Source organism: Pseudoxanthomonas putridarboris (genome assembly GCF_038321125.1).
Lineage (GTDB): Bacteria > Pseudomonadota > Gammaproteobacteria > Xanthomonadales > Xanthomonadaceae > Pseudoxanthomonas_A > Pseudoxanthomonas_A putridarboris.
Genome location: NZ_JBBWWT010000001.1, coordinates 134,393 through 151,360, shown reverse-complemented (window position 1 = coordinate 151,360; position 16,968 = coordinate 134,393). Strand labels below are relative to the sequence as shown.

The window sequence follows — 16,968 nt, the reverse complement described above, 5'->3', positions numbered from 1 at the left end:
GCGCAGTCCAGGGGAGTGACGTGGATACCCAGTTCCTGAATACCTTCGTGGTGGTGGCGGACCGCGGCTCGATGGCGGCCGCCGCGCGCGTGCTCAACATCACCCCGGCGGCGGTGGCGCAGCAGATCCGCACGCTGGAACGCGAACTGGGGGCGCCGCTGATCGCGCGGGCGGGGCGTACCGTCAGCGTCACCGAAGAAGGCGCGCGCATCCTGCAACGTGCGCGCGACCTGTTGCGCGACGTGGCCGACATGCGCAGCGTGGCCAACGACAGCGCGGTGTCCGGCGAACTCCGGCTCGGGGCTTGCCCGACCGCGCTGGCCGGCATGCTGCCGGACATCCTGGCGCGCATGGTCGACAAGTTCCCGCAGATCAACGTCTTCATCCGGCCCGGCTATTCGGCCGAGCTGTACCGCGCCGTGGAAAGCGGCGAACTGGACGCCGCACTTGTATTGCAGGCGCCCTACAGCCTGCCGAAGACCTGCGATTGGCAACTGTTGCGCGAGGAGCCCCTGGTGCTGCTGGCGCCGGCGCGGATGGCGGGCCGCGATCCGCACGAACTGCTGCGCGAGGAACCGCTGATCCGCTACGACCGCAACCAGTGGGGCGGCCGGCTGGCGGAGGAATACCTGCGCCGCGCCGGCATCGAGCCGCGCGAGCGTTTCGAGCTCAACGGGTTGAACGCCATCGCGGTGATGGTGGACCGGGGGCTGGGCGTGTCGCTGGTGCCCGACTGGGCCAAACCCTGGCCGGAAGGGCTGCACCTGGCCCGCATCCCGCTGCCGCAAGCCTGCGAGCCGCGCCGCATCGGCATGGTGTGGTCGCGCTCCACGGTGCGCATCCGCCTGGTCACCGTGCTGCTGCAGGAAAGCCGCGCCGCCACCCGCGCGGACTGAGCCGGCCGCGCTGCCATCGCCGCGCGATGTTGCAGTGCACGCTACAAAAAATAGGCATTGAACATATCGCCGGCCGGTTCTTTCGCCAGCCTCCAGCGCCTAGGCTCCTCCCATCGTCGGGTTCGAGCGTCTGGGAGGAACGCTTGGCACGCAGGCGCACTCTCGCGCTGGTCTCGCAAACACAACCGTCACGGTGGATCCCGCGCCATGCCCGGGCCGCCGCCACCAGAAAATCTTCGAGAACCACACCATGAAACAGGTCCCCGCCGCATTCGGCGTTTTCATGCTGGCCGCCGCCGTCAGCGCCAGCGTCAAGGCTCAACAGAACACTCCGCCGTCGCAGGATGCGCAGGAACAGGAAACCCGTGGACGCGCGGACGACGCGGTCAACCTGGACCAGGTGATCGTGACCGGCGTGCGCACGCCCAAGGCGGTGGACAAGATCCCCGGCGCCATCACCCTGGTGTCGCGCGAGGAGATCCAGCACACGCTGCTGGTGACCGAGGACGCCACCGCCGTGCTGGCGCGCACCGTGCCGGGCTACGCGGAATCGTCGCAGGCCATGAGCAACACCGGCGAGACCCTGCGCGGCCGCATCGCGCTGCGCCTGTTCGACGGCGTGCCGCAGGGCTCGCCGTTGCGCGAGGGCGGCCGCAACGCCACCTTCACCGACATGGGCATGGTGGGACGCATCGAGGTCATCAACGGCCCCTCCGCCTCGGAGGGCATCGGCGCCGCCGGCGGCATCATCAACTACCTGTCCAAGGTGCCGGAGAAGGACGGGCACGAGACCACCGTGGTCTCGCGCTATTCGACCCAGTTCGGCGACGACAGCGCCGGCTGGAAGCTGGGCGTCAACCACGCCTACAAGCAGGACAACGCCGATTTCATCGGCGGCGTTTCGTTCATCGACCGCGGCATTTCCTACGATGGCAACGGCCGCCGCATCGGCATGAACACCAGCGGTTCGGTGTCCGATTCGGAGGCGAAGAACCTGTTCCTGAAGGGCGGCATCAACTTCGGCGAGAACGGCGAGCAGCGCCTGCAGGCCACGGTGAGCCACTTCAAGATCGAGGGCAAGGGCAACTACGTGCAGGTCGTGGGTTGCCGCGGCCCGGAAGACGATCCGCCGTGCGAGGTGCCCAGCACCAACACCTCCGAGCGCGGCCAGATCTTCGGGCAGAAGGCCGAGTTCAACGACTTCAAGCAGTACGCGCTGAAGTACACGCATGGCGACTTCTTCGGCGGCACGCTGGGCATCGATGCCTACTATGCCGACCAGGCCATGCGCTACCTGCCCGAGGACGGCGACGACAAGCAGCTGGTGAGGGTGGACGACGATTTCGACGAGGCCGACCGCATCTTCGACCAGTCCGAGATCGTCAGCGAGAAGAAGGGCTTCCGCATCGGCTGGACGCGCCCGGACCTGTTCAACGTGTCCGGGCTGGAACTGCGCACCGGCATCGACGTGGTCAAGGACACCGCCGAGCAGCGGCTGGCGCTGACCAACCGCCTGTGGGTGCCGCCGATGGAATACGAAAGCAAGGCGCCGTACGCGCAGCTGACCTACGACATCGGGCCGGTGACCCTGAGCGGCGGCTATCGCCGCGAGGACGGCGACCTGCACGTGGACAGCTACACCACCACGGCCTACCGCAACAGCGTATTCGTCGAAGGCGGCGGCGTGAAGTACAAGGAGAACTTGGTCAACTACGGCGCCATCTGGCGCATCACCGACGAATGGTCGGTGTTCGGTTCCTACGGCGAAGGCTTCGGCCTGCCCAACATCGGCATCCCCCTGCGCAACATCAACGTGCCGGGGCAGTCGGTGGACCGCATCGCCGACATCGCGGCGATCGTGGTGGACAACACCGAGTTCGGGGTCAACTGGCGTGGCCGCCGCGGCTCCTTCAGCGCCTCGCACTACGATTCCGAGACGCCGTTCGGCACTTCGCTGGCCATCGATCCCAATTCCAACGACTTCATCCTCAGCCGCGCGCCCACCCGTATCAAGGGCGTCGAAGTCAGCGGCGACTGGCGCTTCAACGAACAGTGGAAGGCCAGCGCGCTGTATTCGCGCATCCGCGGCAAGACCGCGTTCTGGGCGGCGGACCCGGCGGGCGCGTACCCGGCCGGCGGACTCAACAAACCGATGGGCGTGCTGGACATCAACCCGGACAAGATCTCCGCGTCGGTGACCTGGAAGTTCGTGCCCAACGGCGACATCACCCTGGGCGCCACCCGGCTGGCGGACCGCCACCTGTCCGGCAGCGACGTGCGCGCATCCGATGGCGAGGAGTTCTCGTACCGTGAGGACACCTACGGCTACACCCTGTTCGACCTGGGCGTGAACTACGAGACCGAACGCTTCGGCAAGTTCTCGCTGGGCATCGAGAACCTGACCGACAAGCAGTACATCCTCAGCTGGTCGCAGCTGGCGGGTTACCAGAACTACTGGGCGGGCCGTGGCAGGATGGTATCGATCACCCACACCATCACGTTTTGAACCACGCCCCTCCCCCACGACGGATGCGTCTCTCCACCGCTGTTCCCGCCGCGCCTCTCCCCGGGGCACGGCGGGGATGGCGGGGTCTTGTCGTGCTGGCGGGCATGATGCTGGCGCTGCCGGCCGTCGCTGGCGTCCGGACGGATTCGCCGCATCGGACGGACCCCTCCGCACCCGTGGACACCAGACCGCTGGATGATTTCCTGCAACAGGCCACCGGCCATGATGGCTACCTCGGCGCGGTGGCGCTGGTGCTCCAGGATGGAAAGATCGTGTACCAGGGCGTCGCTGGCCATGCCGACCTGGCGCGTACGCGGCCGATGACGGAGGACGCCATCTTCCGCATCTATTCCATGACCAAGCCCATCACCTCGGTGGCGGCGCTGGTGCTGGTGGAGGAGGGGCGCTTGCGGCTGGACGATCCGGTCGCCCGCTACCTGCCGGAGATGGCCGGGTTGCGGCGCTTCGCCGGCGGCACGGCGGAAGCCCCGCGACTGGAGCCCCTCGTGCGGACGTTGACGGTACGGCACCTGCTGACCCATACCGCCGGTTTCGCGACCGGTGGCGAGGGCAGGGAAGAGGCCAGCCGGTTGCTGGAACAGGCCGATCCCTCGTCGGCGAAGGACCTGGCGGATTTCGCCGCCCGTGTGGCACGAGTACCGCTGGCGGAAGAACCCGGCACGTCGTTCCGCTACGACGGCGTCAACACCGAGGTGCTGGCGCGGGTGGTCGAAGTCGCCAGCGGTCAGTCGCTGGATGCGTTCCTCCGGCAACGCATCCTCGTGCCGTTGCGGATGCGCGATACCGGTTTCTCCGTCCCGCCGTCGCAGCGCGCGCGCGTGGTGGACATCACCGTCATGGGCGACGACGGCCGCCTGGCGCTGGACGATGGGCCCTCCGCGCGCGAACCCGGCGCGCGCCTGCGCGCGTACGACAGCGGCGCTGGCGGCCTGTATTCCACCGCCGCCGACTACCTGCGCTTCGCGCGGATGCTGGCCAACGGCGGTACGCTGGACGGCGTGACCGTGCTGCGGCCGGACAGCGTGGACCTGATGATGCGCGACCAGCTTCCCCTCTTCGATCCACCCGTGCCTTCGCCCATCGCGGGCGAGGGCTTCGGCCTGGGCGGTTATGTCGTCACCGATGCGCAGGCCAGTGCGCGTCCTGGCTCGCCGGGTCAGTTCGGCTGGTCGGGCGCGGCCTCGACCTACTTCACCATCGACCGCCAGCGGGACATCGTGGCGCTGCTGCTGGCCCAGCATCTGCCGGGCGACGGTCGCGATGAATTGCCGAAGCTGGCCAACGCGTTCTATCGCCGTGTCTACCTGGCGGTGGCGCCATGAGTACGTTGACGGGCGGCGTGCTGGTGGCGGGCTCGGCCAACCTCGATTTCGTCGTGCGTGCCCATCACGTGCCCGCGCCCGGCGAGACGGTGCTGGGTCGCGACTTCGCCACGTTCCCCGGCGGCAAGGGCGCCAACCAGGCCGTCGCCTGCGCGCGCGCGGGCGGCGCCGAGACGCGCATGCTGCTCGCCCTGGGCGACGATGCGCATGCCGCGGTGCTGGAGCGATCGCTGCTCGACTCGGGCGTGCAGCCGATCATCGTCCGCACGCCCGGCGTGGCCACCGGCACGGCCTTCATCTGCCTGTCCGACGATGCCGAGAACGCCATCACCGTGGCGCCCGGCGCCAATGCGCTGCTCAAGTCCCGGCACCTGCCCGCGCTGCGCGGCACCCGCCATCTGCTGCTGCAACTGGAAACGCCGCTGGAAACGGTGGCCGCGTACGCGCGCACCGCGCGCGCGGCGGGCGTGCGCGTGGTGCTCAACGCCGCGCCCGCGCAGGCATTGCAGGCCGCACTGCTGGCCGACGTGGACGTGCTGGTGGTCAACGAAGGCGAACTGGCGACGCTGGCCGGAGCCGGTTCGGTCGCCGAGCAGGTCGCGCGCATGGCCGTGCCCTGCGTGGTGGTCACGCTGGGCGCGCGCGGCTGCCTGGCGCGGCGTGGCGGCGAGATCCACGTGCAGCCCGCGTTCGCCGTGGATGCGGTGGACACCACCGGTGCCGGCGATACCTTCTGCGGTGCGTTGACCGCCCGGCTGGCGCAGGGCACGCCCCTGGCCGAGGCGCTGCGCTTCGCCAGCGCCGCCTCGGCGCTGGCCTGCACCCGGCTGGGCGCGCAATCCAGCGTGCCCGCGCGGGCCGAAGTGGAAGCCCTGCTGGCCGCGTCGCCGGAAGAATCCTCCCCGCACGGCCGCGATGCGCTGGCGATCCATTGCGGCCTTTCCTGATTCCTTCCGTTTCCCGAATCCCCGACATGAACCCCCCGACCGATCCTGCCGATACCGCGCCAGCCGACGCATCGCCCGAGCCGCGCATGCCGAAGACCGAATACAAGTTCTCCCACGTCACCACCGGGCGCTACCTGCCCACGCCGGGCAAGGCGCCGGGCTGGCCGTTCGCCGAGATCGGCCACTGGAAGATCGACGTCAACGCCACCGCCGACGACTGGATCAGCGAACTGCGGGACTGGCGGCGCGAGCACCTGACCCGCATCGGCTACGACGACGCCAACTACCGCCGGCCCGAACTGCAATGGGCGCAGCGCAATTTCGTGCACGCGCAGATGATGGTCGAGGACCGCTACTTCTACGATCCGGTGGCGGGGCGCTACACCGTGGACCGCTACCTGGACGACCTGGAAGCGCGCTTCGGCGGGCTGGACAGCGTGCTGCTGTGGTACGTGTACCCCAACATCGGCATCGACGACCGCAACCAGTTCGACCTGGCCCACGACCTGCCCGGCGGCATCGAAGGGTTGAAAGGCGCGGTGGCGGATTTCCATCGCCGCGGCGTGCGCGTGTTCCTGCCCACCATGCCCTGGGACAACGGCACGCGCGAGCAGGGCGAGCCGGACTGGCAGGCCATCGCGCGGCTGGTGAAGGCGGTCGGCGCCGACGGCATCAACGGCGACACCTACAACGGCGTGCCGCGCGCGTTCTTCGATGCCTGCGATGCGCTGGGACAGCCGGTGGTGGTGCAGCCCGAGTCCACCATCAGCGCCGAGGAACAGCTGATCTGGAACGTGCAGAGCTGGGGCAAGAAGGCGCCCAACGAGGTGATCCCGCCGGTGGCCAAGTTCAAGTGGCTGGAACCGCGCCACATGATCAACTACGAGAACCGCTGGGGCCGCGACCGCAACCACGACCTGCAATACGTCTTCTTCAACGGCGTGGGCTACAACGCGTGGGAGAACGTGTGGGGCATCTGGAACCAGTTCACCCCGCGCGACGCCGAATCGCTGAAGCGCATCGCCGCCATCTACCGCAGGTTCGCCCCGCTGCTGGTCAGCCGCGACTGGCAGCCGTACGCACAGACTCTGCAGACGGGCGTGTTCGCCAGCCGTTTCCCGGGCGAAGGCCGCACGCTGTGGACGCTGGTCAACCGGCACGAATACGCAGTGTCCGGCGAGCAGCTCGCGGTGGAACACGCCGAAGGCACGCGCTATTTCGACCTGTGGCAGGGCCATGAACTGCAGCCACGCGTCATTGAAGGTCAAGCCATCATCGAGACGGCGCTGGAAGGGCGCGGATTCGGCGCGCTGCTGGCGCTGTCGGCGGGCGAAGACGAGGAAGGGTTGGCGGAATTCCTTTCGACCATGGCTCAACATGCACGCACGCCGCTGGCGTCGCTGTCCGCGCAATGGCGTTCCATTCCACAGGAGATCGCGCCGGTCGCACCGACGGCGGCGCGGGCACAGGCGCCGGACGGTATGGTGACGATTCCCGGCGGCGAATACCTGTTCGTGGTGGGCGGCATCGCCATCGAAGGCCAGACCTGGGACGGCGTGGACGTACAGTACCCGTGGGAAAACAGCCCGCGCCGCCACCATCGCCAGCGGATGACGCTGAAGGCGTTCCACATCGACCGGCACCTGGTGACCAACGCGCAGTTCAAGGTCTTCATCGACGCCACCGGTTACGCGCCGCGCGACACGCACAACTTCCTGCGCGACTGGCGCGACGGCGCACCACGTCCCGGCTGGGAAAACCGGCCGGTGACGTGGGTCTCGCTGGAAGACGCGCGCGCCTACGCGCAGTGGGCCGGCAAGCGCCTGCCGCGCGAATGGGAATGGCAGTACGCCGCGCAGGGCACCGATGGCCGCCTGTATCCGTGGGGCAACGCCTGGCGCGATGACGCCGCGCCGCCGGTGTTCCGTGGCCGCGCGCTGCCGCCGCCGGCGGAAGTCGGCGCGCATCCGGCCGGGGCCAGTCCGTTCGGGGTGATGGACCTGGTCGGCCATGTCTGGCAATGGACCGACGAGTTCGCCGACGAACACACGCGCAGCGCCGTATTGCGTGGAGGCAGCGATTACGAGCCGCGCACGTCGCACTGGTATTTCCCGCAGGCCAGACGGCTGGACCAGCACGGCAAGCTGCTGCTGATGGCGCCAAGCAAGGACCGTTCGGCCCGGATCGGCTTCCGTTGCGTGGTGGACGCGGCGTGAACCCGCGTGGTGCCCATGCGCGCAGCGCGCTCCGCCTTGCGCGGAAGGCCGCGTGGATGGGATTCGCGCTGTCGGTGTGCCTGGGGTTGCCGGGCTGCGATCGTGCGCCTCCGCGGAAGATCGTGCTGATAGGCGGCGCCGGCAGCGAAGCGCCGGGCCGCCACGACTATCCCGACGGAATACGCGCACTGGAGGCGCTGGTGGAAACCTCGCCCGACGCGCGCGGCCGACTCGACGTCGTGGCCTACCCGGATGGATGGCCGGACGATCCGGGCGCGTTCGACGGTGCCGCCGCGGTGGTCTGGTACTTCGATGGGCTGGACAAGCATCCCCTGCGCGATCCGGCGCGACGCGCGGCGTTCGAAGCGGCGATGCGGCGCGGCGTGGGGCTGGTCGCGCTGCACCAGGCCTCGACCGCGCCACCCGGCGACGACCTGGGCCTGCCGCAATGGCTCGGTGCCGTCCGCGAGGGCATGTTCGACCGCACCACGGAATGGGCCGAACTGGCGCCGGCGACGCAGGCGCATCCCGTTGCGCGCGGGCTCGATGCCTTCGACTACCGCGACGAGTTCTATCCGACCTTCCGCCACACGGATGCCGGTGGCAGGAGGGTCCCGATCCTGAAGACCGAACTGCATCCGCAATACCGCGACGGCAAGTACCGGGTCGACGACAAGGCCGAACAGACGGAGGTCGCCTGGGCCTACGAGCGCGACGGCGGCGGCCGCGGCGTCGTGTTCAGCGGGGGGCACTACCTGCGTGCGCTGGACCAGCCCGGCGTGAGGCGGATGCTGCTCAACGCCATGTTCTGGACGGCGGGGCTGGACGTGCCCGACGCCGGCGCGCGGTCCGACCTACCGGTCAGGGAAGAAGTCATCGCGGACGGCACCGCCGCGCCGCACGGCACGACGCGGCAACGCGCCACCTTCCATGTGGACGCCGGGCGCAGCGGCTGGCGCGCGGACGAAACCGTGCTGACGCCGAAGAACGTCGTTGAAGGCTCGTTCGGCCTGGTCTGGGAATCGCCGCCATTGGATGCGCTGGACGGCCAGCCGCCGCGCCTGTACGCATCGCCGCTGTACGTGGACCGGGTGGCGATCACCCGGGGCCAGCATCGCGGCGCGGAATTCTCCGCCGTGTTCGCGGCCAGCAACAACGGCTTCGTCTATGCGGTCAACGCCGCGCGCAGCGGCGACGTCGCGCCTGGCAGGATCCTGTGGCGCACGCGCCTGGGCGAGCCCTGCCGCCTGCAGCCGGCGCCGCTGGACGGTGTGCCGACCGGCATCCTCAGCACGCCCGTCATCGACGTGGCGCGCGGACGCATGTACGTGACCCACTGCGATCCCAAGAAACGCTGGCAGGCCTATGCGCTGGACATCGGCAGCGGCGAGGTACTGCCCGGTTGGCCGGTACGCCTGGACGAAAGCACCTTCAACGACCTCAACGCCAACGCGGGTCCGGAACGGGTGCCACCGAAGCGGCGCTTCGATTTCCGCGTCCAGCGCGGCGCGCTCAACCTGAGCCCGGACGGGTCGCAGCTGTACGTGGTGTTCGGCGAAAGCGAGACCGGCTGGCTGGCGTCGGTGGATACCGGGCGCGCGAAGGTGAGCGGCGCCTTCGCCGCCGTCGCCATGCCGCATCGCGGCAGCGGTGGCATCTGGGGCACGGGCGGGCCGGCGGTGGATGCGCAGGGCAGTGTGTACGTGGTCACCGGCAGCGGTTTCGATGGCTACCGGGATGCGCCCCACGACTGGACCCAGTCGGTGCTGAAGCTCGCGCAAACTGGAACCGGCGCATTCGTGTTGCAGGGCACCTATACGCCGTTCAACCACTGCCGCACGGCGAAGATGGACATCGACCTGGGCGCCGGAGGCGCCGTGCTGCTGCCGGACGCGCAGGCGGACACCGCCCCGCGCCTGATGGCGGTCGGCGGCAAGCAGGGCAACGTCTATCTGCTCGATCGCGAGCGATTGCCCGGCCGGCTGGACCGGCGGCCGCCATGCAGCGAGGACTCGTCCTCGGATGGGTCGCTGCTGGCTCCGCAGGCCCAGCCGCAGTTCGGCAGGCGCGGGCCATTGAACGTGTTCGGGCCGTATTCGGACGAGGACGCGGCGCTGGATCTGGCCCGGGCGCGCTCGGTGCCGGCGACGTTCCGCGACGCGCGCGGGACGGACTATCTGTTCGTCACCGGAAACAGCAAGCGCGCCGGCGGATCGCCCATCAGCGTGCCGCCCTCGGTGGCCAGGATCGAGGTGGCCAGGCATGCCGGCCAGCCGCCGTTCCTGCGCATCGACAGGTTGCAGAAGTCCCTGGTGCTCGGCAATCCGGGGTCGCCGGTGGTGACCAGCAACGGCGCCGACCATGCGATCGTCTGGATACTGGACGAGAACGCCCCGCGCTCGGCGCCGCTGAGCGGCGCCGATGCGCCGCGGCCGGTGCTGTACGCGCTGGATGCGGCGACGCTGGACGTCCTGTGGCGGAGCGCGCCCGGCGAGTTGTTCACCAGCGGCAAGTACAACGAGCCGGCATTCGGCGGGGGCCAGGTGTTCGTGGGGACCGACCGCATCCAGGCATTCGGCCTGGGAGGACGCAGGCTCGCCGGGCGTGCGCAAGCCGTGGGAACGGTACCCGCCGCGGAGGCCGCATCCGCGGCGCAGGCCGGCCTGGCCGGACAGGGCGCCGAGGACATCTACCGGCAGCGGTGCGCCATGTGCCACGACCATCCCCAGGGCAACATCCCTCCGCGTGCGCTGATCGCGATGCGCCCGCATCCACGCATCGTCGACGCATTGACCGGGGGCATCATGCGTGCCCAGGCGCAGGGACTGAGCGCGGACCAGATCGACGAACTCGCACGGTACCTGAAGCAATGAGCATGACCGGAACGAAATTGGGTGGACCGCTCGGCCAGGCGCTGGACGCCAATCTGCGCGGACGCCTGCATCACTTCATCGTGGACGAGCGCAGCCCGGCGATCGCGATCTTCGACCCGGCCCACGTGGCCACCAACGAAGAGGGCGACTGGTACGGCGAGCATGCCGGCAAATGGCTGGTCGCCGCCGCGCGCGCCGCCGCGCGCAGCGGCGACGAGGTCCTGCTGGCGAACATCCGCCGCGTGGCCGACTACCTGGTGGCGCAGCAGCAGGCCGACGGCTACCTGGGCAACTACGCACCCGCGCGCCGCTTCATGCATCCGCAGCCGCCCAGGCCGGTGACATGGGACGGCGCGCCGGCGTTGCGCACCTGGGACATCTGGACGCACAGCTACCTGGTCCTCGGCCTGCTGGAAGTGCACAGGCACTTCCCCGAACCGCGCTACCTGCGCGCCGCGCAACGCATCGGCGACCTGTGCTGGGAGGTGCTGACCGAAGGCGGCATCGACATCACTACGCTGGGCAACCACCACGGCATGTCGGCCACGGTACTGATGGACCCGGCGATGGAGCTGTACTTCGCCACCGGCGAAGCGCGTTACCTGCGACTGGCCCGTCGCGTGCTGGAACAGGCCGACGCGCATCCCCAGCTTGCGTTGCTGACGCGCGCGCTGGACGGCGCCGATGCCGCCGAGATCGCCACCGGCAAGGCCTACCAGTTGGCCTGGAACCTGGTGGGGCTGGCCAAGCTGTCGCGCGCCACCGGCGAGGCGGCGCACCGGCAGGCGGTGGAGAACCTGTGGCGGAGCATCCGCGACCACCACCTGACCCTGGGCGGCGGCCCGTGGGGCGGCGTGGCGCACCGCTCGCGCGAAGTGTTCAACGCACCGGGCAGTTTCAGCCCGAACGCCTACGTGGAGACCTGCTCGCTGCTGGCATGGATACAGCTCAACCGCGAACTGCTGGCGGTCACCGGCGACGCGCGCTACGCCGAGGAGATCGAACGCACCGCGTACAACGACCTGCTGGGCGCGCAGGCGCCCAATGGCGAGGACTGGTGCTACTACTCGTTCCCCAACGGCCGCCGCGTGCACACCACCTACTGGCGCTGCTGCAAATCCAGCGGTGCGATGGCGCTGGAGGAACTGCCCGCGCTGTTCTACGGCGTGGGCGACGGCGGCGATGTCCGCGTCAATCTCTACGGCGCGGGCGAAGCGGCGTTGCCGCACCCCAGGGCCGGGCGCGTATCGCTGCGGCAGGTCACCGAATATCCCTTCGATGGCCGCATCCGCATCGAGGTGACGCCGGAGCGGTCCACCGCGTTCGCGTTGTGCCTGCGCATCCCGAGCTGGGCGCAGGGCGCGCGCATCAGCGTCAATGGCGAAGCGCTCGACCTCGACGCGGTGCCCGGCAGCTACCTGCGCGTGCCGCGCCAGTGGCGGGCCGGCGACCAGGTCGCCCTCGACTTTCCGCTGCGGCCGGTGCTGCATCGCCGGGCGTTGCGCAATGTGCAGGAATCCCGCGCGCCCGATGGCTCGCTGGTGCGGCAGCAGGTGCTGGACCTGCACTACATCGGCCTGACCTATGGCCCCTTGGCGTACGCCACCGAACTGATCGACGGGTTCAAGACCGAGGAGACCGTCCGCCTGCCCGATCGCGCGCAGGAGGAGTGGTTGCAGGTGCTGCCCGTGACCGACGGCGAGGAGGGCGCCGGCATCAGCATGACCCTCGACTACCGCCCGCCGCTGTTGTTCTGGCCGTACTACCGCGCTGGCGGGAGGCAGGACGGCGCGTGGCGGCTGACCTGGCTGTCGCTGGCGCCCCCGGCATGATGCGGCCGGTCGCCTTGTACGCAAGAATTTGTGGCAGCAGAAGTTACCGGCGCGCGCTGTTTCCGTGCGCCGCACTGGACCAGACTGGACGCCGCCGCCACGGTGCCGCCTGAAGGAGGTTTCCCCCATGGACAACGCATCCCCATTCCGGCCCGGCCGCCGTACCGGCCCGGCCGGCCCGCTCAGCGGCGTCAAGGTGCTGGACCTGAGCGCCTACATCGCCGGGCCCTACGGCTGCACGCTGCTGGCCGACCAGGGCGCCGACGTCATCAAGGTGGAACCTCCGGACGGCGACAACCTGCGCCAGTATCCGTCCACGCTGGCCAACGAGAGCCGCGCCTTCCTGGGCGTCAACCGCAGCAAGCGCGGCATCTCGCTGGACCTCAAGAAACCCGAGGGCCTGGCGGCGCTGCTGCGCCTGGTGCGCGAGGCCGACGTGCTGGTGCACAACTTCCGCCCGTCGGTGCCCAGGCGCCTGGGCATCGACCACGAACGCCTCAACCTGATCAACCCGCGCCTGATCTATTGCGCGGTCACCGGCTACGGCGAGAGCGGGCCGTTGAAGGACAAGGCCGGCTACGACCAGGTGCTGCAGACCATGACCGGCATGTGCACGTTGCAGGGAAAGCGCGGCGGCGCGCCGGAAATCATCTACGGTTCGGTGGTGGACTACTACGCGGCGGCGTTGCTGGCCGCCGGCGTTTCGTCCGCGCTGTACGAACGCGAGCGCAGCGGGCTGGGCCAGTTCGTCGGCGTGTCGCTGCTGCGCAGCGCGTTGACCATGCAGTCGGCCCGGATGATCTGGGCGGAAGGCGAAGCGCTGGACATCGGCCGCGACATGCGTTCCGGCGGCGTCACCGGCATCCATCCCGCCCGCGAAGGCCATCTCTACATTTCGGCCAACACGCCGCGCTTCTGGAAAGCGCTGTGCCGGCTGACCGGGCTGGACGCGCTGGCCGACGATCCGCGCTACGACACCGTGCGCAAGCGCGCCGAACACGCCGCCGAGATCGTGCCGCGGCTGCATGAAGCCCTGCAGCGGCATACCGCGCTGGAATGGGAACAGCGCTTCGGCGAGGAAGTGCCGTGCGCGGCCGCGCGGCGCGTGGAGGACATGTTCGAGCACCCGCAGGTGCTGGCCGAGGACATGGTGGCCGAGTTCAGTCACCCGTTGGTGGGCAGCTACCGTGGCGTCACCCGGCCCATCGCCTTCGGCCGCACGCCGGGCCCCGCGCCTTTCGCCGCGCCGGTGTTCGACCAGGATTCCGATGCCATCCTGGGCCATCCGACCGGCAAGGCCAGCGCCTCCGGCTGATCCACGGCGGGGGCGGAAAGCCCCCACGCTACAATGACGGCATGCCGTCGCCCGTGCCCCCGCCGGAAACCCTGCGCCTGTCCGTCGCGCCGATGATGGAACGGGCGGAAAGTCCTTTATTTTCAGCTATTTGCAATAGCGCGTGTGCAATTTGTGTGCACTCATTTGCACACGAAAGCGCCTACATCAATAGCAATCGCCATTGGCGACAGTCATTGCCGACGCGTTCGCGGTGCGATTCATAGAACTTGCCGGAAACTACGGCAGTGGTGATCCCGCCTTGACTAGAGCATGGTCGTCGAAGGTCTCGGGTCATTTCAGCGTCGAGGACTTGGCCAACCACCCGTGCCGGGATGAACCAGCCCCAGGGAGTGGCCGCAAGTGAATCCTCCGATCTTCGGAAAGATCTCGAACAAGTTGAAGCCAGCCAGAAGGTCCTGCATGCGTTCCGAGTCGAACAGCGGGAGATGGCGAACCCCGAACCTCCCGGCTGCGCATAGCTGGACTGAACCCCCGATGGTGCCGAAACCGACATCTTCCACCAAGTTCAGCAGCGCCAGGATCGGCGCCCTGTGCCAATCGAGTGAACGTTTCTCTGAGTGGGCACGCTTTGCCGCAATTGCTTCGGCAACATCCGATTTCCTGTCCCCCAGAATCAGGAAGTCGTGGTCGTTGACCGGAACAGCCACGACAGTGACGGTTGCGGGGGCTTCCGGACGGTTGGATATCTTGAACACGCGCAACGCGTCGGATCTGGCGCAGTAGCCGAACACTGCAATCTCTGTCCTCGCGCTCGCTGGGTAATGCATTCCCAGGCTGAGGATATATCTGGAAGCGAGCGTCGCGGCGAGATGGGCCACCTCTTCGAGTGTTGGAATCTTGTCCTCGAACGGCATATCGGGCGCGTCGTAGTAGTCGAGCTCGCTCAGTGTAGAGAGCAGGGCCGAAAGCATTTCCCTGACGGTCGAGCCAATCAGCGTGCTGCCGGCGCACGCAAAGGCGGTCGTGAGCACATGCCGTGGTCGCGAGCGACAGAAATCCCCGCGTTCGTACGCCAGCGCGTGGATGACGGAGAGCTTGGGATAGTTGTCGGTTAGGATGTTGTCGGCGCTGGTGACGCGTGAGTCGCTCACCGCCCACAGGCCGCGTAACCCGTCCTCTTGGTTGTGCCAGATGACGATCGACGTCATGTTTCCCCTCGTGCGTGCGGCTAAGTGCCGATGATCCGGCTAAGGCGGGTTTCGTTCTCGTCCAACCGCGATGCTGGTTGCATGGTTGCGACTAGACTTGGAAGGCCGGCCGCATCTGCTCGATCTCGCCGCGTGCGATCCCCAACCGCTGCGCTTCTTCCCGCCAGTGCCCAATCGCGGTTCGGACGGCGGCAAGCTCGAGATCCGCCTCACGCCGGCTCAGTCCGTAGTCGCCGCAGGCATCCATTGCCACCATCACGTCGCAGGCCGTGTCGACCTCGTTGATCGCCAGCGATAACGCATGCTGGTCCGGCGCCGGATTGATGTCGTAGGCGGGCGAGAGCGTGATGCCGTTGCGATCGATGAAGAAACCGTGGTTGCGCAAGTGGTCGTCGGTGTTTTGAATCAGGATGTTGAACAGAACGCGCCGGAACAGTTCCCTGCAGTTGCGCCTGGTATTGGCGCCGCTGGATTGCAGCAGGTCGACAATTTCCAGATAGCTGGCGCCGGCCTCGCCGTCGATGCGCTGGGTCAGCGTCATCGCGGAGACGAACGCCTTGCGCCTGCCCTCGGCTGTCCTGTCGAAACGGCGGGCGAGAAACGTGGTGTGCGGGCTGTCCGGCAGGCGGATGGCACGCACCGGTGGTACGTCGATGCCGGCGCGGCGGGCCAGGGCATGCGCCACCAACTCCCATGCGCCGATGTCACGGCGGTCGTCGCGGCTGGGAAACTTGGCGATACACAGGTGGCCGTGTTCGTCCCGCACCGAGGCCTTGGGCCTGGCACCGCCCAGCGATGTGCCGGGCGCGAACAGTTGCGCCAGCCATTGCCGATAGCCGGGATGGTCCTCGTCGTCGGCATGCGTCTCGTACTGCAGGCTGGCCGCCTGCAACTCGCGCAGAGAGGTCAGGGGCGGCGCGGAATATGTCGGGTCGCTGTCGATGAAGTCGCCGCCATCGGGCGCCTGGAATCGCAGCGCGCCCATGCGGGTTTCGTCGTGCACGCCGAGCAGGAAGTCCCACTCGGTCAGTGTGCGCGGCGGGCGGGCCTCATCGCGCGCGCGCACGTTCTCGCGACGCTGCATCAGCATCCGGCCCCATCGATCCGGCGACGAGTCCAGGAATATCCCGAAGTTGGCGCGCGCCGGTGGCGGGTACTGAGGGCCCTCGACGAGCGCCAAGTCAGGATCGAAGGCGAAAGCTTCCGGACGCTCCAGCCAAGCGCGTTCGTAGGCGAAGGAGAAGATGTCGCTGCGCCCGCGCTGGCAGCGAAGCACGCCCATGGCGACGGGCGCCGCGAAGTGTTCCAGGTCGGCATGGACGACGACTTGATCGTAGCGGCGCGACACTGTCAGTCCTTCCGCTTCCGGGCGCGCGCCTCTGCTTCATCGCTTACCGCTTGCGACGAGACCGGACGGGACCTTGCGCCAGGCGCCCGGCGGGCGGGCTCGAGTTCGGCATCCTGCAGCTTCCGGCCCAGCGCGTCGTCGGCAGCGAGGGCGGCCAGGTCATTCTCCAGACGCAGTGCCTGCAGAACCCGGGCATAGATGCCCAGCGAAACCGCGGGATCACCGCGCTCGACGCGGGTCAGGGTGCTGCGGGTGATGCCGGCGCGTTGTGCGACGGTTTCTGCGCTATGCCCGCGCCGCAGGCGGGCCAGCTTGATGTTGGCGCCCAGCCCGGCCAGCAGGCGGGCCAAGCGGGGCAACAGCTTGGGGGAGGTTCTAGCCATGCCTAATATCTTATACAAAAATCGGCCGATATGACCAAGATATCGATCATTGCTGGAGTTGCCATGGGGCATTGTGACGGCCGTCGCCCTATGCCCTTGAAATCCCAGTCGTCACCCCC

At 68.5% G+C, this 16,968-nt stretch carries 11 protein-coding genes; 8 read left to right on the top strand and 3 right to left on the bottom strand.

The annotated features are described in order from the left end of the window. The first annotated feature begins 20 nt into the window (after positions 1-20). From AAD027_RS00715 to AAD027_RS00680, 8 genes are all read left to right on the top strand, one after another. The gene (locus tag AAD027_RS00715; RefSeq protein ID WP_341724095.1) at positions 21-896 is read left to right on the top strand and encodes a LysR family transcriptional regulator; all 876 of its coding nucleotides are present in this window, start codon (positions 21-23) and stop codon (positions 894-896) included. Positions 897-1,146: 250 nt separating this feature from the next. After that, a complete protein-coding gene (locus AAD027_RS00710; RefSeq protein ID WP_341724094.1) occupies positions 1,147-3,402 on the top strand; it encodes a TonB-dependent receptor in 2,256 nt (751 codons plus the stop codon). A gap of 176 nt (positions 3,403-3,578) precedes the next feature. Further along, a complete protein-coding gene (locus tag AAD027_RS00705; RefSeq protein ID WP_341724093.1) occupies positions 3,579-4,745 on the top strand; it encodes a serine hydrolase domain-containing protein in 1,167 nt (388 codons plus the stop codon). Further along, on the top strand, positions 4,742-5,692 hold the full coding sequence (locus AAD027_RS00700; protein WP_341724092.1) for a ribokinase: 951 nt from the start codon (positions 4,742-4,744) through the stop codon (positions 5,690-5,692). Before AAD027_RS00705 ends, AAD027_RS00700 begins: the two co-directional genes overlap by 4 nt. Positions 5,693-5,718: 26 nt before the next feature. Then, on the top strand, positions 5,719-7,908 hold the full coding sequence (locus AAD027_RS00695) for an SUMF1/EgtB/PvdO family nonheme iron enzyme (RefSeq protein WP_341724091.1): 2,190 nt from the start codon (positions 5,719-5,721) through the stop codon (positions 7,906-7,908). Between the two features lie 56 nt (positions 7,909-7,964). Beyond that, positions 7,965-10,781: a ThuA domain-containing protein gene (locus AAD027_RS00690; protein WP_341724090.1), complete on the top strand. Its 2,817-nt coding sequence runs from the start codon at positions 7,965-7,967 to the stop codon at positions 10,779-10,781. A gap of 2 nt (positions 10,782-10,783) precedes the next feature. Further along, positions 10,784-12,613 carry a glycoside hydrolase family 127 protein gene (locus AAD027_RS00685; RefSeq protein ID WP_341724089.1) on the top strand — a complete coding sequence of 610 codons (1,830 nt, stop codon included), beginning with the start codon at positions 10,784-10,786 and terminating at the stop codon, positions 12,611-12,613. A 127-nt stretch (positions 12,614-12,740) separates the two neighbouring features. Next, the gene (locus AAD027_RS00680; RefSeq protein ID WP_341724088.1) at positions 12,741-13,928 is read left to right on the top strand and encodes a CaiB/BaiF CoA transferase family protein; all 1,188 of its coding nucleotides are present in this window, start codon (positions 12,741-12,743) and stop codon (positions 13,926-13,928) included. A 317-nt stretch (positions 13,929-14,245) separates the two neighbouring features. On the opposite strand, the gene AAD027_RS00675 is transcribed toward AAD027_RS00680, so the two are convergent. The 3 genes from AAD027_RS00675 to AAD027_RS00665 all read right to left on the bottom strand — a co-directional run bounded on the left by AAD027_RS00675 (position 14,246) and on the right by AAD027_RS00665 (position 16,816). Next, positions 14,246-15,118, bottom strand: a complete 873-nt coding sequence (locus tag AAD027_RS00675) for a hypothetical protein (protein WP_341724087.1) — start codon at positions 15,116-15,118, stop codon at positions 14,246-14,248. A 91-nt stretch (positions 15,119-15,209) separates the two neighbouring features. Then, positions 15,210-16,466 carry a type II toxin-antitoxin system HipA family toxin gene (locus tag AAD027_RS00670; RefSeq protein ID WP_341724086.1) on the bottom strand — a complete coding sequence of 419 codons (1,257 nt, stop codon included), beginning with the start codon at positions 16,464-16,466 and terminating at the stop codon, positions 15,210-15,212. Positions 16,467-16,468: 2 nt separating this feature from the next. Next, a complete protein-coding gene (locus AAD027_RS00665; protein WP_341724085.1) occupies positions 16,469-16,816 on the bottom strand; it encodes a helix-turn-helix domain-containing protein in 348 nt (115 codons plus the stop codon). Between the last annotated feature and the right edge of the window lie 152 nt (positions 16,817-16,968).

What these genes read in the sequence shown, in the direction of transcription:
- AAD027_RS00710 (WP_341724094.1), top strand. Translation starts at nt 1,147, where the DNA reads ATGAAACAGGTCCCCGCCGCATTCGGCGTTTTCATGCTGGCCGCCGCC.
- AAD027_RS00700 (WP_341724092.1), top strand. Translation starts at nt 4,742, where the DNA reads ATGAGTACGTTGACGGGCGGCGTGCTGGTGGCGGGCTCGGCCAACCTC.
- AAD027_RS00695 (WP_341724091.1), top strand. Translation starts at nt 5,719, where the DNA reads ATGAACCCCCCGACCGATCCTGCCGATACCGCGCCAGCCGACGCATCG.
- AAD027_RS00690 (WP_341724090.1), top strand. Translation starts at nt 7,965, where the DNA reads ATGGGATTCGCGCTGTCGGTGTGCCTGGGGTTGCCGGGCTGCGATCGT.
- AAD027_RS00685 (WP_341724089.1), top strand. Translation starts at nt 10,784, where the DNA reads ATGACCGGAACGAAATTGGGTGGACCGCTCGGCCAGGCGCTGGACGCC.
- AAD027_RS00680 (WP_341724088.1), top strand. Translation starts at nt 12,741, where the DNA reads ATGGACAACGCATCCCCATTCCGGCCCGGCCGCCGTACCGGCCCGGCC.
- AAD027_RS00675 (WP_341724087.1), bottom strand. Translation starts at nt 15,118, where the DNA reads ATGACGTCGATCGTCATCTGGCACAACCAAGAGGACGGGTTACGCGGC.